14 protein-coding genes are annotated in these 23203 nt (G+C 43.0%); 6 read left to right on the top strand and 8 right to left on the bottom strand.

The genetic code is table 11. The features are described 5' to 3' along the window. Positions 1-6: 6 nt before the first annotated feature. Positions 7-174: a hypothetical protein gene (locus tag HS960_RS17250; protein WP_182330210.1), complete on the bottom strand. Its 168-nt coding sequence runs from the start codon at positions 172-174 to the stop codon at positions 7-9. A 284-nt stretch (positions 175-458) separates the two neighbouring features. On the opposite strand from HS960_RS17250, the gene HS960_RS17255 reads away from it, so the two are divergent. The 4 genes from HS960_RS17255 to HS960_RS17270 all read left to right on the top strand — a co-directional run bounded on the left by HS960_RS17255 (position 459) and on the right by HS960_RS17270 (position 8688). Then, on the top strand, positions 459-3659 hold the full coding sequence (locus HS960_RS17255) for a SusC/RagA family TonB-linked outer membrane protein (protein WP_182330212.1): 3201 nt from the start codon (positions 459-461) through the stop codon (positions 3657-3659). Between the two features lie 92 nt (positions 3660-3751). Next, positions 3752-5455, top strand: coding sequence for a RagB/SusD family nutrient uptake outer membrane protein (locus tag HS960_RS17260; RefSeq protein ID WP_153847088.1), 1704 nt, complete (start codon positions 3752-3754; stop codon positions 5453-5455). Positions 5456-5457: 2 nt separating this feature from the next. Then, entirely contained in the window at positions 5458-7386 is a 1929-nt protein-coding gene (locus HS960_RS17265) for a heparinase II/III domain-containing protein (protein WP_182330214.1), read from the top strand. 45 nt (positions 7387-7431) lie between these two features. Continuing rightward, complete coding sequence (locus HS960_RS17270; RefSeq protein ID WP_153847090.1) at positions 7432-8688, top strand: glycoside hydrolase family 88 protein; 1257 nt, start codon at positions 7432-7434, stop codon at positions 8686-8688. Between the two features lie 67 nt (positions 8689-8755). Here HS960_RS17270 and HS960_RS17275 read toward each other — a convergent pair whose 3' ends face one another. Both HS960_RS17275 and HS960_RS17280 read right to left on the bottom strand, forming a co-directional pair. Continuing rightward, positions 8756-10858, bottom strand: a complete 2103-nt coding sequence (locus tag HS960_RS17275) for a polysaccharide lyase 8 family protein (protein WP_182330216.1) — start codon at positions 10856-10858, stop codon at positions 8756-8758. Positions 10859-10878: 20 nt separating this feature from the next. Further along, entirely contained in the window at positions 10879-12288 is a 1410-nt protein-coding gene (locus HS960_RS17280) for a sulfatase-like hydrolase/transferase (protein WP_182330218.1), read from the bottom strand. Positions 12289-12398: 110 nt separating this feature from the next. Here HS960_RS17280 and HS960_RS26935 point away from each other — a divergent pair, with 110 nt between their 5' ends. Then, on the top strand, positions 12399-13046 hold the full coding sequence (locus HS960_RS26935; protein ID WP_228280057.1) for a hypothetical protein: 648 nt from the start codon (positions 12399-12401) through the stop codon (positions 13044-13046). Between the two features lie 16 nt (positions 13047-13062). Then, entirely contained in the window at positions 13063-14145 is a 1083-nt protein-coding gene (locus HS960_RS17290; RefSeq protein ID WP_153847093.1) for a Gfo/Idh/MocA family protein, read from the top strand. Positions 14146-14254: 109 nt separating this feature from the next. On the opposite strand, the gene HS960_RS17295 is transcribed toward HS960_RS17290, so the two are convergent. The 5 genes from HS960_RS17295 to HS960_RS17315 all read right to left on the bottom strand — a co-directional run bounded on the left by HS960_RS17295 (position 14255) and on the right by HS960_RS17315 (position 23202). Then, positions 14255-15499 (bottom strand): YdcF family protein, encoded by a 1245-nt coding sequence (locus tag HS960_RS17295; protein ID WP_228280062.1) that lies wholly within the window; start codon positions 15497-15499, stop codon positions 14255-14257. Positions 15500-15516: 17 nt separating this feature from the next. Next, positions 15517-17037 (bottom strand): RagB/SusD family nutrient uptake outer membrane protein, encoded by a 1521-nt coding sequence (locus HS960_RS17300; RefSeq protein ID WP_153847094.1) that lies wholly within the window; start codon positions 17035-17037, stop codon positions 15517-15519. A gap of 135 nt (positions 17038-17172) precedes the next feature. Next, a complete protein-coding gene (locus tag HS960_RS17305) occupies positions 17173-20424 on the bottom strand; it encodes a SusC/RagA family TonB-linked outer membrane protein (RefSeq protein ID WP_153847095.1) in 3252 nt (1083 codons plus the stop codon). Between the two features lie 207 nt (positions 20425-20631). Beyond that, on the bottom strand, positions 20632-21597 hold the full coding sequence (locus HS960_RS17310) for a DUF1735 domain-containing protein (RefSeq protein ID WP_159730634.1): 966 nt from the start codon (positions 21595-21597) through the stop codon (positions 20632-20634). A 30-nt stretch (positions 21598-21627) separates the two neighbouring features. Continuing rightward, positions 21628-23202 carry a SusD/RagB family nutrient-binding outer membrane lipoprotein gene (locus tag HS960_RS17315; protein ID WP_159730636.1) on the bottom strand — a complete coding sequence of 525 codons (1575 nt, stop codon included), beginning with the start codon at positions 23200-23202 and terminating at the stop codon, positions 21628-21630. Position 23203: the final 1 nt, after the last annotated feature.

A 23203-nucleotide genomic window follows, 5' to 3' on the forward strand; every position in this document is an offset into this window, starting at 1 on the left:
CTGTTTTTAAGTTACTAAAACCGATAGCCAACTGAAATACCTAAGGCGGTTACGTATAGCATCCACATTTGAAAAGGCAACTCCGGCTTTTACATTCCATTTTGTCTGTGCATAGCCTGCATATGCTCCAAGTGACAGATACAACAATAACGCGGTTTTTTTGATATTCATCATTTGATATTCACCATTTGATATTCATCATACGAAAAGAAATAGGCTTACATAATTTCCTTATTAAACGACAATCGCTTACAGACGCTACACTGACCTTTGAATTATTGATCCAAATACTCCCAGCAGGCATACCTTTATAAACAGATATTAACCAAAAATCTTTCGGTTTTTAGGCGGGTTGTTACGAAAACGATTGCGAGAAAACGTCCTTATTGTTCTTTATCAATACTGTAAATTCACTTCACAGAAAATTCATTTTTCAGACCAATTAAATCTAAAAGCCTATGATCAAGATCAAGAACACATCCGTTTCGAAGAATCGTTGGATGTATCCGGCAATACCATTATCCTGCTTGTTGGTCGTATCTAGCCTGACAACACAAGCGACTCCATTTGCACCTGTTAAAACAAACAGCAAGCTTTCACTGGCCATGCAGCAGACAACCATTCGGGGTAAGGTTGTAGACAAAGATGGCAAAGGCATCGCCAATGTCACCGTTCAGATTAAAGGAACGAATCTAGCAACATCGACCAATGCAAGTGGTTCATTCGAAATCAAGAGTCAGCAGAACGACGCAACATTGATTTTCACGAGCATCGGTTATAAAAGTATCGAAACGAAGGCGCAAGCTGGCAGCCCGCTTACGATCACCTTGGAGAATGAGTCCAAGGGACTCGACGAGGTTGTTGTTGTCGGTTTTGGTACACAGAAAAAAGAGAATGTAACCGGTTCGGTCTCTTCCATCCAGATGTCCGAGGTTGTGGAAAGCAGACCTGTAACCTCCTTGTCAGCTGGTCTAGCTGGACAGGCGCCGGGATTATATGTTAATCAGGGCTCAGGCAGACCGGGCAGTGATGGGGGAACACTACGTGTTCGTGGACAGGGAACACTCAATAATGCCAATCCTCTTGTCGTGATCGACGGTGTTATTGGCGACATGAACCTGATCAACCCGCAAGATGTTGAAAGCATATCTGTTTTAAAAGATGCAGCTTCGGCATCAATTTATGGTTCAAGAGCCGCAAATGGCGTTATCCTCATTACAACCAAAAAGGGTAAATCGGAGCAATTTAAAGTTATTTACAACAATTATTTCTCGAGTCAAAAACCATCCAATACCATTGGAATGGTTTCCAACTATGCCAACTATATGGAGCTGATCAATGAAGGCTATCGCAATGGCGATCCAAATGCTAAGCCCATATTTTCGCAGGAAAAAATTGACCTTTGGCGCCAGGACGCTGGACAGGATCCATTGAAATATCCCAATACGGACTGGGTTTCGGATCTTTTCCAGAACAAAATCAGCCAAAACCACAACCTTTCCTTTACCGGAGGTAGTGACAAAATCAAATTCTTTGGTTCCTATGGTCTCCTCAACAACCCTGGGATCATCGAACAGGCAACCTATAAACGTCATACCGGACGTATCAATCTAGAAGCTGATGTAAAACCCTGGTTAACGTTGGGAGCCAACATCAATGGTGTCGTTTCCAAAACAGATATTGGTACCAACATCATCGATGATGTATTTACTTTTGCTGCAGCAAGTACTCCGGGAATGGTACTGCGTGCTCCAGATGGAAGATTTGGTTCGCCAAACAATCCGGAAGATGATCCGCAGTCCAACAACGTACTTCACCGCCTTTATGCGCAGAAAGGTAACATCAACAAAAACCGCTTCGTGTCGCGCTTCTACGGAAAACTGAAACCCATTGAGGGACTTTCCATCGAAGGATCATACACCTATACCTATGATGATGATTTCGTCTATTCCCAACCCGTGTTCAATGACCGGTGGAACTTTTTGACAAATACAATTGCCTCAGCGGGTACAGGCCGTTCGTCGGTAACTAACGAATCAATCAAATCCTACCGCTATTACATGGATGGAATTGCCAAATATAAAAACAAGCTCTTTGAGAAACTGAACTATGAAGTCATGGTCGGTGCCAGCCAGGAGTATTTTAAAGATGGCTGGTTTGCTGCATCCAAACTCGATCTTGTAGATCCGTCGCTGACCGTTCTGAATGCGGCGACTATGGATGCCTCAGCATCCGGCAATATCACCGATTGGGCTATGCGTTCGTTTTTTGGTCGGATCAACCTATCCTGGGATGACAAATATTTGTTGGAAGCCAATCTACGGACAGACGGTTCATCGCGTTTTATGAGCGGAAAAAGTCGATGGGGAACTTTTCCTTCAGCTTCTTTTGGCTGGAAAGTTTCTTCAGAGGATTTCTATGACATCAAATGGATGCCCACTTTGAAATTCCGCGCATCATATGGCGCCTTGGGTAACAATGGAACCTCCGATGAGTCTTTCCGCAAAAACGCCAACATCAACAATTATGAATATCAAGCGCTTTATAATCCAACAAACTATGTGTTAAACAACCAGCTCTATGTAGGTTTTGCACAGACCGTATTGAGTAATGCGCTTCTGACTTGGGAAAACACTTATATCCTGAATGCTGGTTTAGATTTTGACCTTTTCAATTACAAACTAGGAGGCTCGATCGATGTCTTCAACAAAGTAACAGACAACATCTTAATCAACCTACCCGCTCCGCTTGTTGTCGGAAATGCAACAATACCACGCACCAATGCAGCGAAAGTACGCAATAATGGTGTCGAGCTGAATTTGACTTACCGCGATAAAATTGGCGATAATTTTAAATTCAACATTGGAGGTAACTTTACTTTCATTGACAATAAAGTAGTCAAGTTTAAAGGCAATGACAAGTCTATTAGCGGTTCCAATTTGCTTCAGGAAGGTTATGCCATCAATACCCAATATATTCTGTTGACAGACCGCATTTTACAGACAGATGCTGATATGCAGCTCGTGCAACAGATGATCGATAATGCGCCAATCGACCCAAACACCAATCAAAAAGTCAATCCATTCGCATCCTATGGTACACCTAAAAAAGGTGATCTCTTGTATAAAGACACCAATGGCGACGGCGTCATCAACGACAATGACCGGGTCCCGGTAGGTCATGGTACAGCGCCACGGATGACCTATGGTTTTAACATGGGATTCGATTATAAAGGATTTGATTTCTCAGTCTTCTTGCAAGGTAACGCAGGCAACAAAGTCGTGTGGACAGACGGTTATTACACACCTACTGTTCGCTGGGGCTATCAAATCAATCAGGAAATTGCTGATGGCCGATGGACTGAAGGTGCAACAGATGCAAAATTTCCGCGATTGTTGCCTTATACAGATACAAGAAATACCAAAAACAGTGATTTCTGGTTACAGAACAAGGCATTTATCCGCGTAAAAAATATCCAGCTGGGCTATACAATTCCGAACGATATCACCAAGCGGATACAGGTACAAAACCTACGCGTCTTTGCTTCGCTGGAAAATTTCTGGACCATTACCAAATATAAAGGTTTCGATCCGGAGATCAGCGGTACCAACTATCCAACAATGAAACAGGCCGTTTTTGGAGTTAGCTTATCCTTTTAAGAAGAAAGGTGTGCGACAGGGGATATGTTCCCTACCTGTAACAGATAAATTATGAACAAAAGTTGAATAGGGCTTTTAATTAATTAAACCTCATGAAAAAGATTTCACTACTCATAGCCGGATGCATTGCTTTATCATCTTGTTATAAGCTTGATACCAACCCCTACAGTCAGGTAAGTGCTAGCACATTCTGGCAGAATGAAGACCAGGCCTTAGCTGGCGTACTGGGCTGTTATAACGACTTAAAAAAAGAAGCCACCTTTGGCTTGCAATTTTCTTACGATGGACTTACCGATATTGGTCTGGGCTATGATCCTCCGGGTTTGGGCGAAGTAATCAGCGGTACTTTTACGGACCGTTCGTCAATTATTGTGGATAGATGGCAAGCGGGTTACGATCTTATCCAACGTTGTAATCATGCAATCGCGCATATCCAGCCCATGACCATAGACAAGGCCAAACAGGAGGGCTTTATTGCAGAAGCGAAGTTCTTACGTGCGCTCATGTATTTCCAGCTCACCAATCTATATGGCGCCTTGCCGATATACGATGAAACTGTCGACTTGAACAAAGATTTCGCTGATCTTAAAAACAGTCGGTCTTCGGTAGAAGATGTCAATAAGTTTATCCTCAATGATCTGAACTATGCAATTGAAAAATTGCCGGTAAGCTATGATGCAAAGTATTATGGCCGGGTCACCAAAGGAGCTGCGTATGCTTTGAGAGGGAAAGTAGCCCTTTACAATAAAGATTGGGCGGGAGCAATCCGGGATTTTGAAGAGATTGTTTACAACAAGACCAACACCTATGGCTATAGTTTAAGCACAAGCTACTCGACCTTATTCACCATGGATGGTGATCAATCGCCGGAGATGATTTTTGCCATTCAGAATATGGGTGGTACGGGCTTCCCTTATGGTATGCCCATGGCCTTCTATATGGGAACGCGTTCAACCTTTGGTAGCGACTGGAACAACTGTATGCCGAGCACACGTCTTGCTGATCGCTACGAAAACCGCGATGGTAGTCCATTCAACTGGAATGATTATTTCCCCAACTATACAACCGATAATGCGGTCAAAAAACAGGCGATGGAGTCTACGCAATCTGGAGGCACGCTTACCAAAGTACCAGATACAGCAAAACTGCGTCAGATCTATGCCAATCGCGATCCTCGGATGAATCAAACCTTGATCGTACCTTATTCGCATTACTTAGGATGGAATGCCAACAAAGAAAGAGATATGCAGCTGATATTGGCAACCGGTGTAAACGAAAACTTTGGTCAGATCCGCAACAATCGGGGTTGGTACACCTATCTATGGCGGAAATTTGTTCCTGAAGGGAACCTAAAAGGCGCCATTACCGATCGTGCACATACACCGATCAATTTCCCTATTATACGTTTGGGCGATGTACTTTTGATGCTTTCCGAAGCGTACAACGAGTCCAATCAATTGGACAAAGCGATTACTGAGCTTAATAAAGTACGTACACGCTCTAAAATGCCAGCACTAAATAGTGGCAGCTCATTTTTGGTTGTCGGCAGCAAAGCAGATATGAGCAAACGTATTCAGCATGAACGCGCTGTAGAACTAGCAGGTGAAGGATGGCGTTATTTTGATCTTAAGCGCTGGAACCTTTTAGAAAGCCTCTCCAAAGACTACATTGAAAAAAGTATTACCGGAGACAATCTCGTTACGCGTGGTTACCAAAGCCGTCATAAGCTTTGGCCAATACCAGGGCAAGAGATTGAAATGAACCCGGCATTACTACCACAAAATCAAGATTGGTAATTATGAGAATTTACTTAATCCTACTATTTTTCCTTAGCAGTTTTTCTTTCCAAAGACTGCTAGGGAAAGATCTGAACCTGCTAACAGGAGCTTTTAAACAGGAGAACCTGAAAGCCAGCCTAGGCGATGACAAATCTTGGGTTCCCTACCCTGCTTATTCCGACCGTTTAGCCTGGGATAAGCTGATGGCTCCCTTTAAAGAGCGTATTATAAAAAAGGGAAACGAGGCCCTGAACTACCAATGGCAGGTCGTCAAAGCAACCGACTACCTTGAATATGAGCGTTCAGGCAACCGCAGCATAATGGAAAAGCCAATGAATGAAAATTGTACCGCGCTGACCAACCTACTGTTGGCGGAGCTTGCAGAAGGACAGGGGCGCTTTGTTGACCAAATCCTAAACGGCAGTTGGCAATTGACGGAAATGGCAACATGGTCTCTCTCGGCACACCTTGGGGCCTTTCAGTCCAGTAAGCGATCATTGCCGCAAGAGCGCACAAAAGTAGTCGATCTGATGGCCGGTGATGTAGGCTCGCTCCTCTCCTGGGTTCATTATTTCTTCCGCGATACATTCAATACAATAAACCCCGAAATCAGTACCCGTCTAAAACAACAGATCCAACAACGCATTATACAGCCCTATCTGGATCGTAACGACATGTGGTGGCAGGCATTTGAACTCAAGGAAACACAGGTGGTCAATAACTGGAATCCATGGTGTAACTTTAATGTTCTTACGGCCTTGCTTTTGGTTGAGGACGATCCCGATATACAACTGGCGGGAATTTATAAGACAATGTCTTCTGTGGATCGCTTTATCAATTATGTCAAAACAGACGGTGCCTGCGAAGAGGGTCCCTCCTATTGGGGCCATGCTGCGGGCAAACTGTACGATTATTTAAAAATACTTTCGCTGGCCACCAAGGGCAAGATCAATATTTTTGATAAACCTGTAATTCGCGATATGGGCGAGTACATTGCACAATCCTATATTGGCGGAGATAAATGGGTAGTTAATTTTGCCGACGCTTCGGCAAAAGGGGGCGGCGACCCACTATTGATCTACCGTTATGGACAGGATGTCAATAGTAGCGAGATGATGCAATTTGCCCGATATATGGAAAATACCGGCGACAAAACTGCAAATTTCAAACCTTCAAGGGATATTTTTCGCGCCTTCGAAGACCTGAGATGCTATCCACAACTAGAGCGTGTTACCGCTGCGCTCCCTCAAAATAATGCGAAGTGGTATCCGGAAACACAATTTATATATCTCAAAAAGGGTCCGTTTTTCTTTGCCGCCAAAGGTGGTTTCAATAATGAAAGTCACAACCATAACGATGTCGGGAGTTTTATCTTATACGAAGATCAACAACCACTGTTCATTGATGCCGGCGTCGGCACCTATACCAAAAAGACCTTTAGCGATGACAGATACAGTATCTGGACGATGCAGAGTGCTTACCATAATGTTCCGATGATCAATGGAGCCGACCAATCTTTTGGAAAGGAATATAAAGCTGAAAATGTAGCATTTCTGCCTGCACAAAATAGATTCCAACTTGATATTGGAAAAGCATATCCGAAGTCGGCGAATGTTGAACACTGGAATAGAAGTTACACCCTCGTACAAAACGGGCTGGACATTCAGGATGAGTTTAAAATCACAGGTCCTAAGCAGGCCAATATTATCCATTTTCTGGTTGCTCAGGAACCAAAAATTGGCAAAGGGGAAATCCGCCTCAATAATGGGCACGCAACCCTACACTTTGATGCCGGACAGTTCACAGCGAGCTACGAAGTCATTCCTCAAGATGACTCCCGTTTGAGTCAGGTATGGGGTAAGGAACTCTATCGTATCAAACTCACCGCTAAAAGCATCAAATCCGCTGGAAAATACACCTTTACGATTCGCCAAGAGGCTATAAAATAAAAAGAATCGAGATTATTATGTAACTTACTAAGAATATAAGCCGTTATGAAAAAAAGAAAACCTGGTCTAAAAGCACTTTTTGTGATCACATCCAGTCTGATTGCACTGAGTTTTACAGATCAAAAACCAAGCTTTATTGACACAAGTTTTAAAGCTGCAGAAAAACAATATCAATTTTTAGAACAAGCTGCAGAAAAGCAGCACAAATTTCCACGCACATTGAGTCCTGCAGGAAAACTGGTAGGGACAGACGAATGGGATTGGACCGGCGGTTTCTTCCCAGGGTCACTGTGGTATATCTACAACCATACCCATAACAAAGAGACCGAAGCTGCGGCGATCAAATGGACAGAGGCGCTTGAAAAAGCCAAAGACCTTGATCAACATCATGATATTGGTTTTGTGATGTATTGTTCCTATGGCAATGCCATTAAATACCTCAAAGATCCCAAAAAGGTTGCCGCTTATAAGGATATCCTCATCCACTCGGCAAATACTGCGCTTAAACGTTATAATCCACAGGTGGGCGTCATCAAATCATGGAACGAGAAGAAGTCCTGGGACGGCAAGACCCTATGGAAATATCCAGTTATTATCGACAACATGATGAACCTGGAAATGCTGTGTTATGTGTCCGACTTGACTGGAGATACCAAATATAAGGATGTGGCCATCAGCCACGCCACCCAAACCATGAAAAACCATTTTCGTAAAGACTACAGTACTTACCATGTTGTCGATTACGATGGTAATGGCCATGCTATCCACCAACAAACGAACCAAGGATATGCCGACAATTCAACCTGGGCACGCGGTCAAGCCTGGGCTATTTATGGATTTACCATGATGTACCGGGAGACCAAAAAACCAGAATTTCTTAAAACGGCAAAAGCGGCGGCGAAGTTTTACATGACCCATCCGAATCTTCCAAAAGATAAAATTCCGTATTGGGATTTTAATGCCGGAAAGCCGGGTTATAAATCGGATGCTGATTTTTCTTCCTTGAAATTAAATTTTGTACCGCGCGATGCCTCAGCTGCGGCCATTGTTGCGTCTGCACTGATTGAACTCTCAACATTGACCACTGGCACCGAAAGCAAATCCTATTTGACATTTGCTCAGGAAAGCCTGCAAACACTATCAGGAGCCACCTATTTTGCTAAATATGCAAGCAATGGCGGTTTCTTACTGCAGCATAGTGTGGGTAGCTTACCCCATCATTCGGAAATCGATGTTCCGCTGACCTATGCAGATTATTATTATCTGGAAGGTTTGACACGGTTGGAGCAGCTCAAAAAATAAAAATACAAAGGGGAGATATTTAATATCTCCCCTTTGTATTTTTATAAGCTTTCCAATTGAATCTGGATTATTTCTTCCCGATCGCGATTTGGTTACTTACAGTACTCCCGGCGTATTCGCCCTGTGGAAGCGAAACCTCCAACGATTGATTTACACGAAGCTGTTTATTGACGAGCAGAACCTTCACTGTTTTGGCTCTTTGGAGTGGATCTGCCACATCAAGCTGCATGCTAGTTGCTTCTCGTAGGTTCAATTGCATGATAGCAGGTTGATCGAGCTTTATAGACCAATCGCCAACTTGGTACGTTCCTGCTTGATAACAAACAATTTGTAGAATCCGGCTCCCTTTATGCTCCACGGCCTGTAAATCCGATGTATTCTGCCAAATTTTTAGCTGCTGCATTACTTTTGTATCAACAGTTTTGGTACCAGGCACAACAATATAAGCATAGCTCGCATTGTTTGGAGCAACAGCATGATCAAACCAAAGCTTGAAGACCTTTCCATGTACAACATCTTTGGAACGGGAACGGTTGATCCGGTACCAGGAACCAACCTGATCTTTGGTTGTCAATCCAACATTCATAGCTGCTGGAAAATAATACAGAACATTGTTATGGGTTATAAAATCGCCTGCTTTGACAGGTCTCTGTACTGAATCGAGTGCAGACATTTCCTTTCCATTCCAGACAACGGGTCCATTCAGCCAAGTTTGGTTTAAGGTTGTTACCACAGCTTCTGGCGCAGCACAATGAATCCCAGCACCCAAACAAACAATTTCCCGATCGAAAAAGAACCAGGCTTTTTGAGCCCTGACCCCGTCGTACTGGACCGACATAGCTGAAGCCCCTGTCTTATCGTTGCTTACGCCGCCCGCAAAGTTATTTGCAGCAAGTGCTCCCCATTGTTCTTTCAATTCCAGGTCGCCTGGATAATCGCGTGTTGTCGTTCCAGGAATTTTATCCCACTCCCATACGGGCATAATATTATAATATTCGGGTCCAAATACCTGAATATTGGTCACACCATCAGACATATTGCGACCAAGAACGTTTTCTCCATTTCCAGACTCCGATTTATTGGTACGGCTACTGGCCAACCGAACATTAAAATGGAATTGCTTACGCAGATGAGTCGTGTAGTCTCCTTTCCAGTAATGGCGGTGAGCCTCGATATTCTCAGCGTCAAAAGGCTGGACGCTATCTAGTTTCGCTAGCGCTTTATTCCAAATGGTATTTTTGGCGGGATCAATCAACTTCATTTGTTGTAATATGGCGGTTTCCTGTGTTTTTTCCAAGATATTGGGGCGTGAGATCCCGCGACCATGTACATTAAAATCGATATAGCGCGAACGAATAATTGGCAGGTAGGTTTCTGTAAGAAAATGTTCAAAAAGGCCGAGTCTCTTCATGTCTACAGCATAAGGTGTCTCGCGCACATAGGCCATAACTTTTGAGATCCCCTTCAGAAATTCCTCCCCATAGCCTGCAATGTATAATTGAGGGCCATGTTGTAAGTAAGAGAAATCGTATTGCAGTCCTTCCTTGCCATTCACGAGCTGTATCGGAAAAAGCAGCTGCTCCATAGCAGCAGCTAAAAGATTTTCATCTTCCAAGATCAATGCACGATAAAAATAGTGCATGGCAATATCACTTTTATTCGCCCCTGTTTTTGTGTAAGGATCACCACGCTTCATCAGCTCAACAAGTGGAGTCTCTAGTGTAGTAGGAATTTTTTCCTTTCCAAATTTCATCAGGATAAGACAGACACCGATGGCTTTTGGCGAAGCGATCTCGTTATGCCACCAATTTGAAGACTCAAAACGATTATTTGCCCAATATTGTGCGGCAAGCAGGATTTTATCGTAAAGTGATTTTTGCTGATAAGATGCACTTTGTGGAGACACATAGGCGACAATAAGTGTCCTTAACCGATCCAAGTGTTCTCCCGGAGGCCAAAGCGATATTGACTTACTGCTGTAATCGATATCTGCCCAAGTACCATCAGTACGCAGTTGATTACATAGGCTTAACGTTTTATCTGCATTTGGCAATGGGCCACTTAACTCATCATCGTATACATGCTTTTTAATACGCACAAACGTATCGCTGTTCTGCGCCTTTGCCATAACCAAGGCAAAGGACAATAAAAATAGGATTAGTCCTTTCATCTGTTTTTAGTATTCATTACTTAAGGATATTGTCGTTCTGCGGCTCGTCCGACGACATCCATCCGGTGTTTCATCAGTTGATTTTGATCATTGTCCAATACGGAGCTCAGCCATTTGGGATTCTCCAGTCCCTTTTCCCATTCCGTCAGTTTATGCAGCATCTCCTTTACATGCTCAGGGTATTTAGCGGCCAGATTATGCTGTTCCCGAAGGTCATCCCTAAGATTGAACAATAATATCGGATCATCTTTAACCACAATCAGTTTCCACTCTTTGTGTCGCACAGCACGTGCAATCCCTCGACGCCAGAATAAATAGTCGTGTCCATTTTTCACATCCTTATAGGAAGAGAGTAAACTGATGCCATCGATTTGCTGACCCTGGATTTTCTTCCCTTTTATTGCGTCGATGCTGGTGGGTAAAATATCCATTCCCGATACCATGGCATTTGATGTTATCCCTTTCGGTAGCTTGGCTGGCCATTGCATGATAAGGGGAACCCGAATTCCACCTTCCCATTTCGATCCTTTTAAACCACGCAATTGCCCATTGTCTGCGCCATTATTTGTTGCCGCACCATTATCATTCATAAAAATAATTAAGGTGTTTTCATAAAGTCCTTCTTGCTTTAAATGTTCGATCAGACGTCCAATATTTTCATCCATATTGTCCAACATAGCCAAGTAAGCACGTCGCAAAGGATCCGCTACATCTTTATACTTATCAATGGTCTTCAAGGGCGCTTCGACGGGTGTATGCACAGCATTGAAAGCTAAATACATAAAAAAAGGCTGGCTTCGATACTGTTGAATATACGCAATTGCTTTATTGGTCAATGTTTCAGTCAAATAATGAATTGAGTCTTCGGGGACTATACGTCGATCGTCATAAAGCAGCTGCGTTGGCTTCACGGCTCCATGGATTGGGAAGTAAGGCCGGTCACCACCAATAAAACCATAAAAATGTTCAAACCCACGTTTCAATGGATTAAATTGTGGACCATCCCCCTGATGCCATTTGCCAATCGCTACAGTTTTATAGCCGTTATACTTCATGAAGTCAGCAATGGTGGCTACCTGCGGATCCATTCCGATATCTTCCGGTGCGACACCCGCAGTCGGGCGTTTCGAAATATTATGTTCAAAACCAAAGCGCTGCTGGTAGCGGCCAGAAAGTAAGCCCGCCCGAGAAGGAGCGCATACTGAAGCTGAGGCATAGGCCGACTGAAAACGCACGCCATTTTTCGCAAGTGCATCAATATTTGGAGTGTAGACCTCCTTACCGCCGTAACAACCAAAATCATCGTAACCTCCATCGTCGCTCAGGATGACAATAACGTTAGGATGTTGCTGTCCGAATACAGGAATCCCAAACCTAAAGAGTATATTCACAAGAGTTAATATACTATAGCAAGTAAATCGGTAGATCATAACATTAGATTTATCCTTAAATGTATCGTTAAATGTATAGGATTTTTTGTTAAAAAACCGCAAACGATTTCGTTAGGCTATTTTTAGACGATTAAAAATAAAGGTCAGAGATGAAAACAGATGAAAAAAAATTGGTCGGTACACTTGCTCATTTTTTGGTCAGTGATTCGGATGGCACTGCATTAAGGTCATTTTTGTGTTCATTGACCTATCCGCCCAGTACCATTAGAACCGAACTCGTTCAATTGTTGAACAAATGGCAAAACAAAGCTGCTGGAACAGTTTTTCTTGGGGAGGATCTCTGGACGGATTTTAAGCAACTTGTGGGGAGCAATCCCGATCTCGGCGTGGCTGTGATTGATTGCTGTAACATCAACGATATTGCAAGTTTTTACGAAGAAATCAATGCCGTCTACATGTCCAGCGAAAGCTGGAAGATAGGAAGCCTAGACGGCTTTGACGACCTGCTTTACGGTGGATTTGGGACCTTCAAAGACGCAGCTTCACATTGCATTGTTTGGAAGGATATTGCACACAGCAGGACGTCATTGGGCGTTGAAACAACTTTGGCGTATTATCAAGGTAAACTTGGAGCAGAATCACCGTTCAATCAAACGCATTTTCAAAAGAAACTCGATGAGCTAAAAGCTGGTCGTGGAGAAACCTATTTTGACATTGTGGCCGACATCATCCAATCGCACCGCAAAGTAACCTGGATTTACAACGGGTATCCTCAGCACAAATCGGTATATTTATAATAACTAAACTTAACATATGAAGCATCTTATCCGCCTAGTTTTCCTGCTCCTATTCTTCCAACAAATTGCACAGGCCAGTGAACGGCTTAAGGTTGCTGTTGCAGGGCTCAACCATGACCACGTATTCTTGCTTTTAAATTTATATAAGGATAAAAAAGTCGATATTATCGGTATTGCCGAACCGAATCAAACCTTATCAAACAAAATACGAACGCAGTATAATTTACCTGACGCAATCTTCTATCATGACTTACCCAGCTTATTGAAACATGTCAAACCGGATGCGGTACTTGCCTACAATCCAACCGATGAGCATATCCGCGTCGCAGAGACCTGTCTCCCGCTTAAGATCCCTGTAATGGTAGAGAAGCCCCTTGCTACGACTCTTTCTGACGCAAAACGTATTGCATTTTTGTCAAAACAGTTCGAAACACCCTTTTTGGTAAATTACGAAACGACCTGGTATAAAAGTAATCAACAGTTGAAGCAGCTGGTCGACAAGGGTGAAATTGGAAAAATCACACGCATACTTGTAAAAGACGGGCACGAAGGACCTAAAGAAATTGGCTGTAGCAATTACTTCCTCGACTGGCTTACTGATCCGAAAAAAAATGGTGGCGGTGCCGTGATGGATTTTGGTTGTTATGGTGCCAATCTGATGACCTGGCTCAAAAATGGAGAAAGGCCAATTTCAGTGACAGCCTTTACACAACAGCTCAAGCCAGATGTTTATCCAAAGGTAGACGACAATGCCACCATCATACTAAGCTACCGTGACGGCAGCACAGGTATTATTCAAGCTTCTTGGGCTTGGCCATACAGTGTTAAAGATCTGCAGGTTTTTGGCACAAAAGCTCAGCTCTACGCTAAAAACGATAAAGAGCTTCTAAAATACAAACAGCAGAATGATCCACCTACAAATATAACGACTACGGTCCCCTATTTTGAGAACCATATTGCCTATCTGGAACAGGTTCTGAAAGATGCCATGCCACCAGAAAATGATCTCGGATCGATCAATAATAATGTCACTGTGGTCGAAATCCTGGAAGCGGCAAAACGCTCGGCTAAAGAAGGAAAATCCATTGTTTTAAAATAAAAAAGGTCCGTAGCTTGCACCGCTACGGACCTTTTTCATGCCTTCCCATAAGCCATATACAACCCCGATCTGCTCAGTTAATAGATTAGCAATCGGCCTAGTTAGTCGACTAGGGGTCTAAGGGTTCATCAGGATCGATTGTATAGGCCTCTTCTTTTGCCTTGAACTCGATGATCACATCTGAAATTCGTTTACCCAATGTATAGGGAATATACCCCAATTCACGCATACAACGATCGCCCATCTTTTCCACCGCATCAATGTGCACTTTACTACTGTTAACGATGGCGTATTTATCTTTCGGAAAACCATAATTCAACAGAATACGTGCAGTATTACGCAAATTTGTGGTCGTATGCCTTGCATGTGGATCAATCAATATTGCCGCTTCAGGTACTCCCATAACCTCGATCAGATACTTTTTCATTTCTATTGCCTCAATAAAGCGAGTCTTATAGGGATGTACTTTACCGCCAGACAACACAATAAAAGGGGCTAGTTTTTCAAAGTAGCTTCGGGCTGCCATTCGCGCACGTAACATTCCACCAGGACTAATAGGCTGTCCATACACCTCGGGGCCTGCACCTAAGGTCAGCAACAGACTATAGGGATAGCTTGCGAAGTCGGTATTTTTGACCGCTTCGTAAGCTTTCTTGTTTTCGAGTTCAATCAGCGGCTCCAGTTGTGCCGCGTCCCATCGCTCATTAATTTCCAACAAGCGTACAGCAGTCATCATGGTCAAAAAAAATGCCGTTTTATGTGTTGGAATATCTTTGCGGATGTCTTGGCGAACATCGTCCAAAAGATGAAGGTAGGCCGCACGTCTTACATCGAAAGAGATCGAATCTATCTTGGGGTAATTGGGACTTTTGCCTCCTCCATAGACGTCCACCACATAATTCATTGCTTTTAAATCCTGTTTCAAGGCTTTCATAAAATAGGCCTTTGCCGTTTCATGATGCAACACACCATAGGTCATTGATGGAATAAGATTAGCCTGAACAAGCTGGTCCAATTTCTTGTTATGACCAATTTGCTCCGCCAACTGCTCTGCCAACAGGTCAATTTCGTTATCCTGCCATTTGAAGGCATTCAAATAGCACATGAGATCAGGACAACTGGCGCTGTTGTTAAAACGTTCGAACCGTTTTTCCAACACCTGTGCTACCGGCTTGGAGCCCACGAGCTCCTGTATAAAGGCAGGATCTTTTAAGAGCAAATAGGATGCATAATAATTCTTTTTGATCAGCCAATCCTGTGGACCAACAGGCATATTGTTTACTTGACCTTTGGAAATATGCAGGCAGCATATTCCCAAGGTAAGTAACAAGATCTTTCTGATATTTTTTATCATATCTATTCAATTGCAGATTAATAACCGGGGTTTTGATACATACGTGCCGGATCCAGCTTGTATTCATCAAAAGGAATTGGATAGTATCTATCTTTTGTCGAGATATTGGAGATTTTAGCATTTCCATAATCAGCCTGGCTCTTCGTTTTGAAATAAGTCACCAGTTCTTGTGCATTATAATTACGGATCAAATCAAACCAACGTTGGTTTTCAAATGCCAGTTCTACACGGCGTTCATGCAATATGGCCTCCTTTAAGGTTGGATATTTACTACGATAAGCCGTATTCAACATGGAAGTAGCATACGAAGGCAATCCTGCACGTTCACGTACTTGATCCAAAAGCGCGATAGCTTCCGCATCTTTACCCAAGTGATATTTTGCTTCTGCCAACAACAGCATCACATCGGCGTAACGGATCAAGATCCAGTCGTTTCCGCCCCAACCATTGGTACCGGCAGCGTCACTATTATCTCTAAATTTGGTTACAAACCAATCGTTAACCTGTGTATTCGCTGCAAACTTTACCGAGAAGCCTTTTCGGATATCGTCTTGCTCATAATCTTTAATCAGATCTAGTTTTGCTACCTCACCAGCACCTGTTGAATTGTAGCGTGAGTTGATGGTCTCTCCTCTCGCCTGGTAATTACGGGCAATACTCGAGCTATAGTTTTGGTCACCTTGTTTGTACTGAATCTGAAAAACAAGTTCTTTACAGCTATTCTTCTTAGTCACATCGAAAACATCCGCATAGGGGATTTCGTTCAGTTTGCCAAAAGTTCGCATTTGGTAGGCCGCATTGAGGTACTGTTCTGCCTTCGCAAAATTTTCTGCACTCCCCGACGTCTGCGTTGCTCCCAACGTTAAGTATACTTGACCCAAAATTGCATTAATGGCCGATTTAGATGCTCTGCCAATGACGTAATCTTTCTGTATATTGGGAAGATTGCTGGACAATGCCTCCGTCAAATCCTTAATGATCTGTTCGTACACAACCGACTCTTTTTGCCGAAAAGCCAATTCATTTGCTTGCTCTTTACTGGTCACCTGTACCGTAGATAATGGAATATCTCCGAATTTACGCACCATATGGAAATATAATAATGCACGAACGAATTTCGCTTCCGCAATATAACGTCCTTTTAATTCTGCACTTGTAAAGGTTACATCGTCGACATGTGATAGAACCACATTACAGCGGCTGATTGCCGCATACATAGCCGACCAATGAGTCTTTAGATAGGTATTACTTGGCAGCAACGAAAAGTCATTGAATTGGAATGGCTCCCCAGCGTTGGATTGGTTATCATTACGTCCACTATTATCCGAACGTTCCTCGTTATACAATGTACTGGATTCACCGATCGTACTTCCCGAACGAAGGGACTGGTAAAGACCGTTAACCGCCAAGAGCACATCATTTTCTGACTTAAAGTAATCATCGATCGTAACGGCGTTGGGATTTTTCTGATTTAAAAAATCTTTGGTACATGAAGACAATGCCAACAAAACAAAGGGTAATATATATCTTTTTTTCATCCTGTTATTTTTTTATTTTTCATCAGCCCACGGAACGGCAAAGAGCAGTCTGTAGGACTATTTTTACAATACTGGAGCTATTAACACGGGGTTTTCCTTGATATTCCTATGCACAATAGCTCCTCGATCCTGCTATTAGAACGTTACTTTCACACCAAGGTTATATGATCTCACCAATGGATAAAGCCCATAATCCACACCTGGAGTCAGGTTGCCGCGTTGATTATAATCCGGTTCCGGATTGTAGCCTTTGTATTTAGAAATCGTAAATGGATTGTCCACTGTCGCGTAGACTCTTACCCCAGAAAGTGTTAGTTTTTCTGCTAGGCTTTTGGGAAGATTATAACCCAAAGCAATATTTGTCATACGCAAGAATGAACCGTCCTGCAGATAAAAATCGGAAAGACGTGTACTGTTACTTTGCGTACCGCCACGCGAGGCACGGTAGACTTTACCATTTCCCGGATTTTGAGCCGAACGGTAGCGTTGTGCGACATCCGCATACTGATTGCCGGAACCTTCCATATTGTAGAGGTAATAATCATAGCCATCCAGCACTTTATTCCCTTGGGAGCCATTAAATGATGCGCGTAGATCAAATGCCTTATAGCGTGCGTTGACGGCAAAGCCATAGGTAAAATTAGGATGCGGATTGCCGATCACACGTTTATCGGCGTCATTGACGATACCATTGCCATCTACATCTTCAAAATAAAGATCTCCAGGTTGTAGCGGAGTTGTTGAAGCCGCTGAAGGTGCGACAGTTTTATAGTTTTCCTCTGTTGCAACCCCCAGAACTTTAAAACCATAGAACATACCAATTGGACTTCCTTCTTGTGTAATATGCGTTAAGTAGGAGCGTTCAGCACCATTCGTCAAGATGGTAGAAGCCCCACCAAGATCGAGCACTTTATTTCTGTTGACATTGATATTTCCACTGAATCCTAATTCAAATTCATTTTTGCGAATCAGTGTTGCATCAATCTGTAGATCAAAACCTTTATTCTGCACCTTCGAATTTGGCAGATTGGTCAAGATCGTTGTTGATCCAGATACAGCGGAGAGTGGCTGGTTGAATAATAAATTGAAGGAACGGCTCAGGTAGAAGTTGGTCATAATGTTGAGGCGGCCTTTCAACAAACCGAGATCAAGACCGGCGTTGTATTGCGAAGTTGTTTCCCAGCTCAATTTTGGATCGAGTAGATTGCCTGCCGTATAAGAGGTCTCTACTTTATCCCCAAGGATCACACCCGCTGGTGAGTTGATCACGGATATCGCATTGTAATCACCAATATTATTATTTCCACTACGACCCCAGCTCGCTCTTAGTTTGACTGTCGATTGTTGCCCTAACCAATCCGTATAAAACTCCTCTTTGGAGAGGGTCCACCCGGCTGAAACCGATGGGAAAGTTCCCCATTTACTGTTCGGTCCAAAGCGCGACGAACCGTCTGTACGAATGGATGCCGAAAGGAAATATTTCGAATCAAAGCTGTAATTTACGCGGCTGAAATAAGACTGGAGCGTTGTTATACGTTTGAACGTATCGTCTTTTAGCAATTGGAAATTAGAAGGATCGGCTCCCTTATCTGTAATTTCCCCAATTGCATTATTATTAAAACCGTTGGCTCTCACACCTTGATAATCGTAATCTGTTCGTTGAGCCGAATAGCCCAATAAAGCGGATACCTGATGTTTACCACCAAAGGTCTTGTTATAGTTTAGCGTTGTTTCCAGCAATTTGTCCAATTCATTTTTTGTCTTGGCATCTGCATAGGCAGCAGAAATTGCCTGCGGTGAAAACGGTTTGTTGTTTCCATCGGATATACTTGTCGGACGGAAATAATCATACTTCTCGTCATAAGTAGACAGTCCACCGTTTACTTTTAGATTTAGGCCGTCAATAATGGAAAAATCAGCAAAGGCGTTGTATAGCCCCCTCTTTCCACGACGGTTGTTTTTAATCTCAGTAACATAAGCCAATGGGTTTTCAGGGTTCTGGATACCGTAATTATTCGCCGAAAGATCGGCCATCAGGTATTTGGCATAGGTTCCATCTTCATTATAAACCGGCAGTGTCGGCAGATAGATTAAAGCTGCCATAGACGGACTTCTGTCGTAACGGCCTGTCGTCACCTCGTTATTGTCGTTATATGTAAACGAAACATTTGCGCCGACGGTCAACCTCTTGCTTACTTTGCTATCGATATTGGCACGAAAATTAAAGACTTTTTGATCCGTCCCAAGCATGATCCCTTGTTGATTCTGATAAGATCCACTTAGGAAATAGCGATTTTTTTCGTTACCGCCATACGTAGAGAGATTATGACGTTGGAAAGGAGCATTACGGTATAAGGCATCCTGCCAATCCGTATCATATTTCGCTTTTTTTGCTGTACCGGACGCAAAGTCATAGTAGTCTTCAGGAATACTTACTGAACCGGCATTTCCGACATTGGCGATACGCGTTTTATTATCATCAAAGCGTCTACTATCACTCCAAGCAATCCCTTTCGTAGCCAGAAGGTCTTTATAGGAATTGTTACGACCATCAATCAAAAGATCAATAAACTGTTCCGAATTTAAAACATCGATTTTCTTGGAAAGTTGACCAAAGCCCCCCAATACTTCGTAGTCCACATTACTTTTACCTTCCTTGCCACGCTTGGTCGTAATCAATACAACACCACCAGCGCCACGAGATCCATAGATCGCTGCAGAAGCGGCATCCTTTAAAACATCGATAGACTCAATATCATTGGGGTTGATATTTAGATTGTTCCCTGCTGGATAACCATCAATAACGTACAATGGATCCGAACCAGCATTGATCGATCCCATTCCGCGAACACGCATTTTGGTCCCATCGTATGGAGCACCACTTGTTTGCATCACCTGTACGCCCGCTACTTTACCAACCAATGCCTGGGATAATTTTGGTGCGCTCAAATTAAGTTCCTCGGCCTTAACGCTAGCGATCGCGCCAGTGACGTCCGACTTTCTGATCCGCTGATATCCGATAGAGATGGTCACCTCTTCCAGTGTGTTTTCATCGGTCTGTAGAGAAAATATCTGCCCATTGGATTGGGTAACAGCTTGCACAAGTCTGCTATACCCAATAAAAGAAATACCCAGGTTATCACCCATTTCGGCTTCGATCTGAAAATTTCCTTTTTCGTCAGACTGAACAGATTTTTTACTTTTCAAATTTTGAACGGTTGCTCCTGCGACAGCATTTCCTTGGGCGTCAACGACACGGCCTTTAACGATCCCCTGTGCATACGTAAATTGTGACGTGGTTAGTGTGAGCGATTTGGCTTGAACAGCGGGTGAGCTCGCTGCAATGGCACATAACAACCAAAAGACATTGTTGGCTTTAAATTTCATAAGTAGCGCATTTGATTTATGGGTACAAGATTACAAATGCTATATGAAGGTAGGGTCAATAAAACATTAACAGTTTTTAACTAAACCGAGTTAGCAAGCTACGGAAGCTTAACAAAAAGGTAATACGAAAAAGGCGACTGTGTACTCAGCCGCCCTGCAAAATAGCTATAAATATATTAAAAAAGTGCTGCGGAAACCTCGTATCAACTAACGCGTTTTTTTGAACGTATAAATCTCCGTAAATTTCCCCCGCCGCCCGGAAGGCTGGACAAGATAATACGTCACATGTATGGTCTTAGTTGCTGGATCATAATAGTTATTTGCCGTATTGTCGATCTCGCCATACCGTCCACTACTATTGGTACCCTGTCCATAATAGTTTGCCACCCCTGTGACCTTATTCGTTGCATTGTCAAACGTGAATATCGGGCTCCAATTGCCGAAATATGAATTTGATCCCCCTGCGTTAAAGTAATAGGAATGCGGAGAACTACCGTTATTGAAGGTTGTATAATTAATTTCACTGGTATTACCTGTGAGCGTAACCAGATTTGCGGTCTGTGGATAGATTCCCGTGAATGCAGCATTAACATAGTCCTGATAGGTTCCTGTGACCTCATAAATACCATCGTATTTATTTTTTATCGACACCGCATAAACCCCTTCGGCATAATTTCCGCTGATCTTTCCTCCTGTCGCAGACTGGATCTGAACGCCAAGCGCATAGGATTTGGTAAAATCGATGGCAGTAAAACGTGGAGGATAAATTTTAATATTCAAGATAGCTTCTTTTGCCCCTTTGGGGATGATAACATCATAAGTGTCCACAGCATATAAACGAGTAGGCAATGCTTCATATTTAGATTGCCAGGCCAGGTTGTATTTTTCAACAGAGCCGTCGTTTATTTTCAAGGTTAGCTTCAGCTCTTCTGTGGCACCCTGTGCACCTGTCAACTGAACTTTTACAGGCAGCGTCACAACGTCCAGGGCTTCAAAAACAGTCGTCACAGCACGGGCAATTGCCGTACTGCTTGTCCGTGCTGGAAGTACAAGCTGCACGATACCTGAACTTCCACCATCTTCAAAGACACCTTTTTCTTTCACGCAGCCCCAGAGCGTCATACTCAAGGCGACAGCTGCCACGCCTAATAGTGATTTTTTATTTATTTTCATTGATTTTCAAGCTTTAGTTGATGATGTTGATCAATTGATATCCCAAAAGATTGGATCCGAAAATCCATTCGTCAATTTGGGAACGTTCGCATTTAAATTTATTTCAGTCTGTGGATAAAGATTGCGTATTGGAAGTTTATCTGTACGGGGCGAACCCGATTGGACCGATGCAAATGTTTCCGTGGCAACTTGCGAACCATTGACAATTTTTGGATATCCTGTACGGCGAAATTCGTTCCAGGCCTCATGACCATGGAAAAAATTCAAAGCAATATATTTCTGCGTGATGATAGCCTCCAACCGTTGTGCGGTTGTGGTAGCCAATGCGTAATTGACAAGATAATTTGTACTATTTTCTGTTTTATAATTCGCAGCATCGTTAGCAGGTACCTGTCCTGTTGCTAACGCGTTAGTCGCATTCTTTTCCAGATAAGTAAATGAAGCTAAAATGCCTTTTTCGAAGTTGGCTGATGCCGAGCCACTAAGCTCGTGCCCATATAGAGCTGCCTCGGCCAATAAGAAATATGTTTCCGAAGCAAGAAATATAGGTAAACCTGCGGTACGTCCTTTCAATACACCTAGGGCATCTGCACTTCCTGTTCCAACATACCAGACATAGTCATCAGAATTGGGATTATTAACTTCATCGCCGAGCTGACCGATGGATGTATTGGGGAAATTTCGGAACGTAAGCTTGCCCCGTTTTTCATCGGTTATTTTACGACCGTCATAGAAGGTAAACAGATATTTAGAAGGCACATAATAATTGGCTGCCGTCGAAATTGAACCAGCAGTTGAGCTATGAAAAGTTGCAAATAGGGGGTTCTGTGTTGCCGTGGCCTGATATCCGGGATCTACGAGTACATCATCGATCAGAAATCCATCCGTCGAGAATTTACTAAAAGCCGATTGGACAAAGCTGTCAATAGAAGTGCCTCTTGCCCGCACCAAAAGACGCAATTTAAGGTTGTTAGCAAACTTAATCCAGTTATCGAGATTACCAGCAAACACCGGATCGGTCTTTTTCGATAAACTCCGGTAATTTAGATCACCTTTATACTGCTTAATATCCGCGATAATTGCATCGAGCTCGGTAACCAAAGCTTGGTAAACGACTGCATCATCGTCAAACTTAGGAGCCAAGTTGTTATCTCCTTGGAGCGCTTCCGTGTAAGGAACATCTCCGTAGGCATCGACAAGCAACTGATAATTGAATACTTTAAAAATGCGCGCTATATCACCAAAAAATTTATACTCGGGACTTTTTTGTGCATAATTGATAATAAACTGATAATCGCGAAGATTGTTGAACACATTGTTCCACAATCCAACGTTGGTATTGGATGTAATGTTATAGGTATATGTATCTCCATAACCGCCAATTCCGCCACCTGGAAGCTGATATCCAACCAAAAATGCGCCATAAGAATGATAGCTAACAATATTGGAAGCTGTGCTCGCGATCGCCTGCGTCAACACCAGGTCGGGTGTTATGGTCGCTTCGGTTGCCGCATTGGGATTTTCATTGATATCCAATTGCGAGCAAGAAGATAGTGCAATGATTATTCCAAGAGACAATATATTTTTCAAATGTAATTTTTTCATT

The sequence above is a fragment of the Sphingobacterium paramultivorum genome (assembly GCF_014109745.1).
GTDB classification, from domain to species: domain Bacteria; phylum Bacteroidota; class Bacteroidia; order Sphingobacteriales; family Sphingobacteriaceae; genus Sphingobacterium; species Sphingobacterium paramultivorum.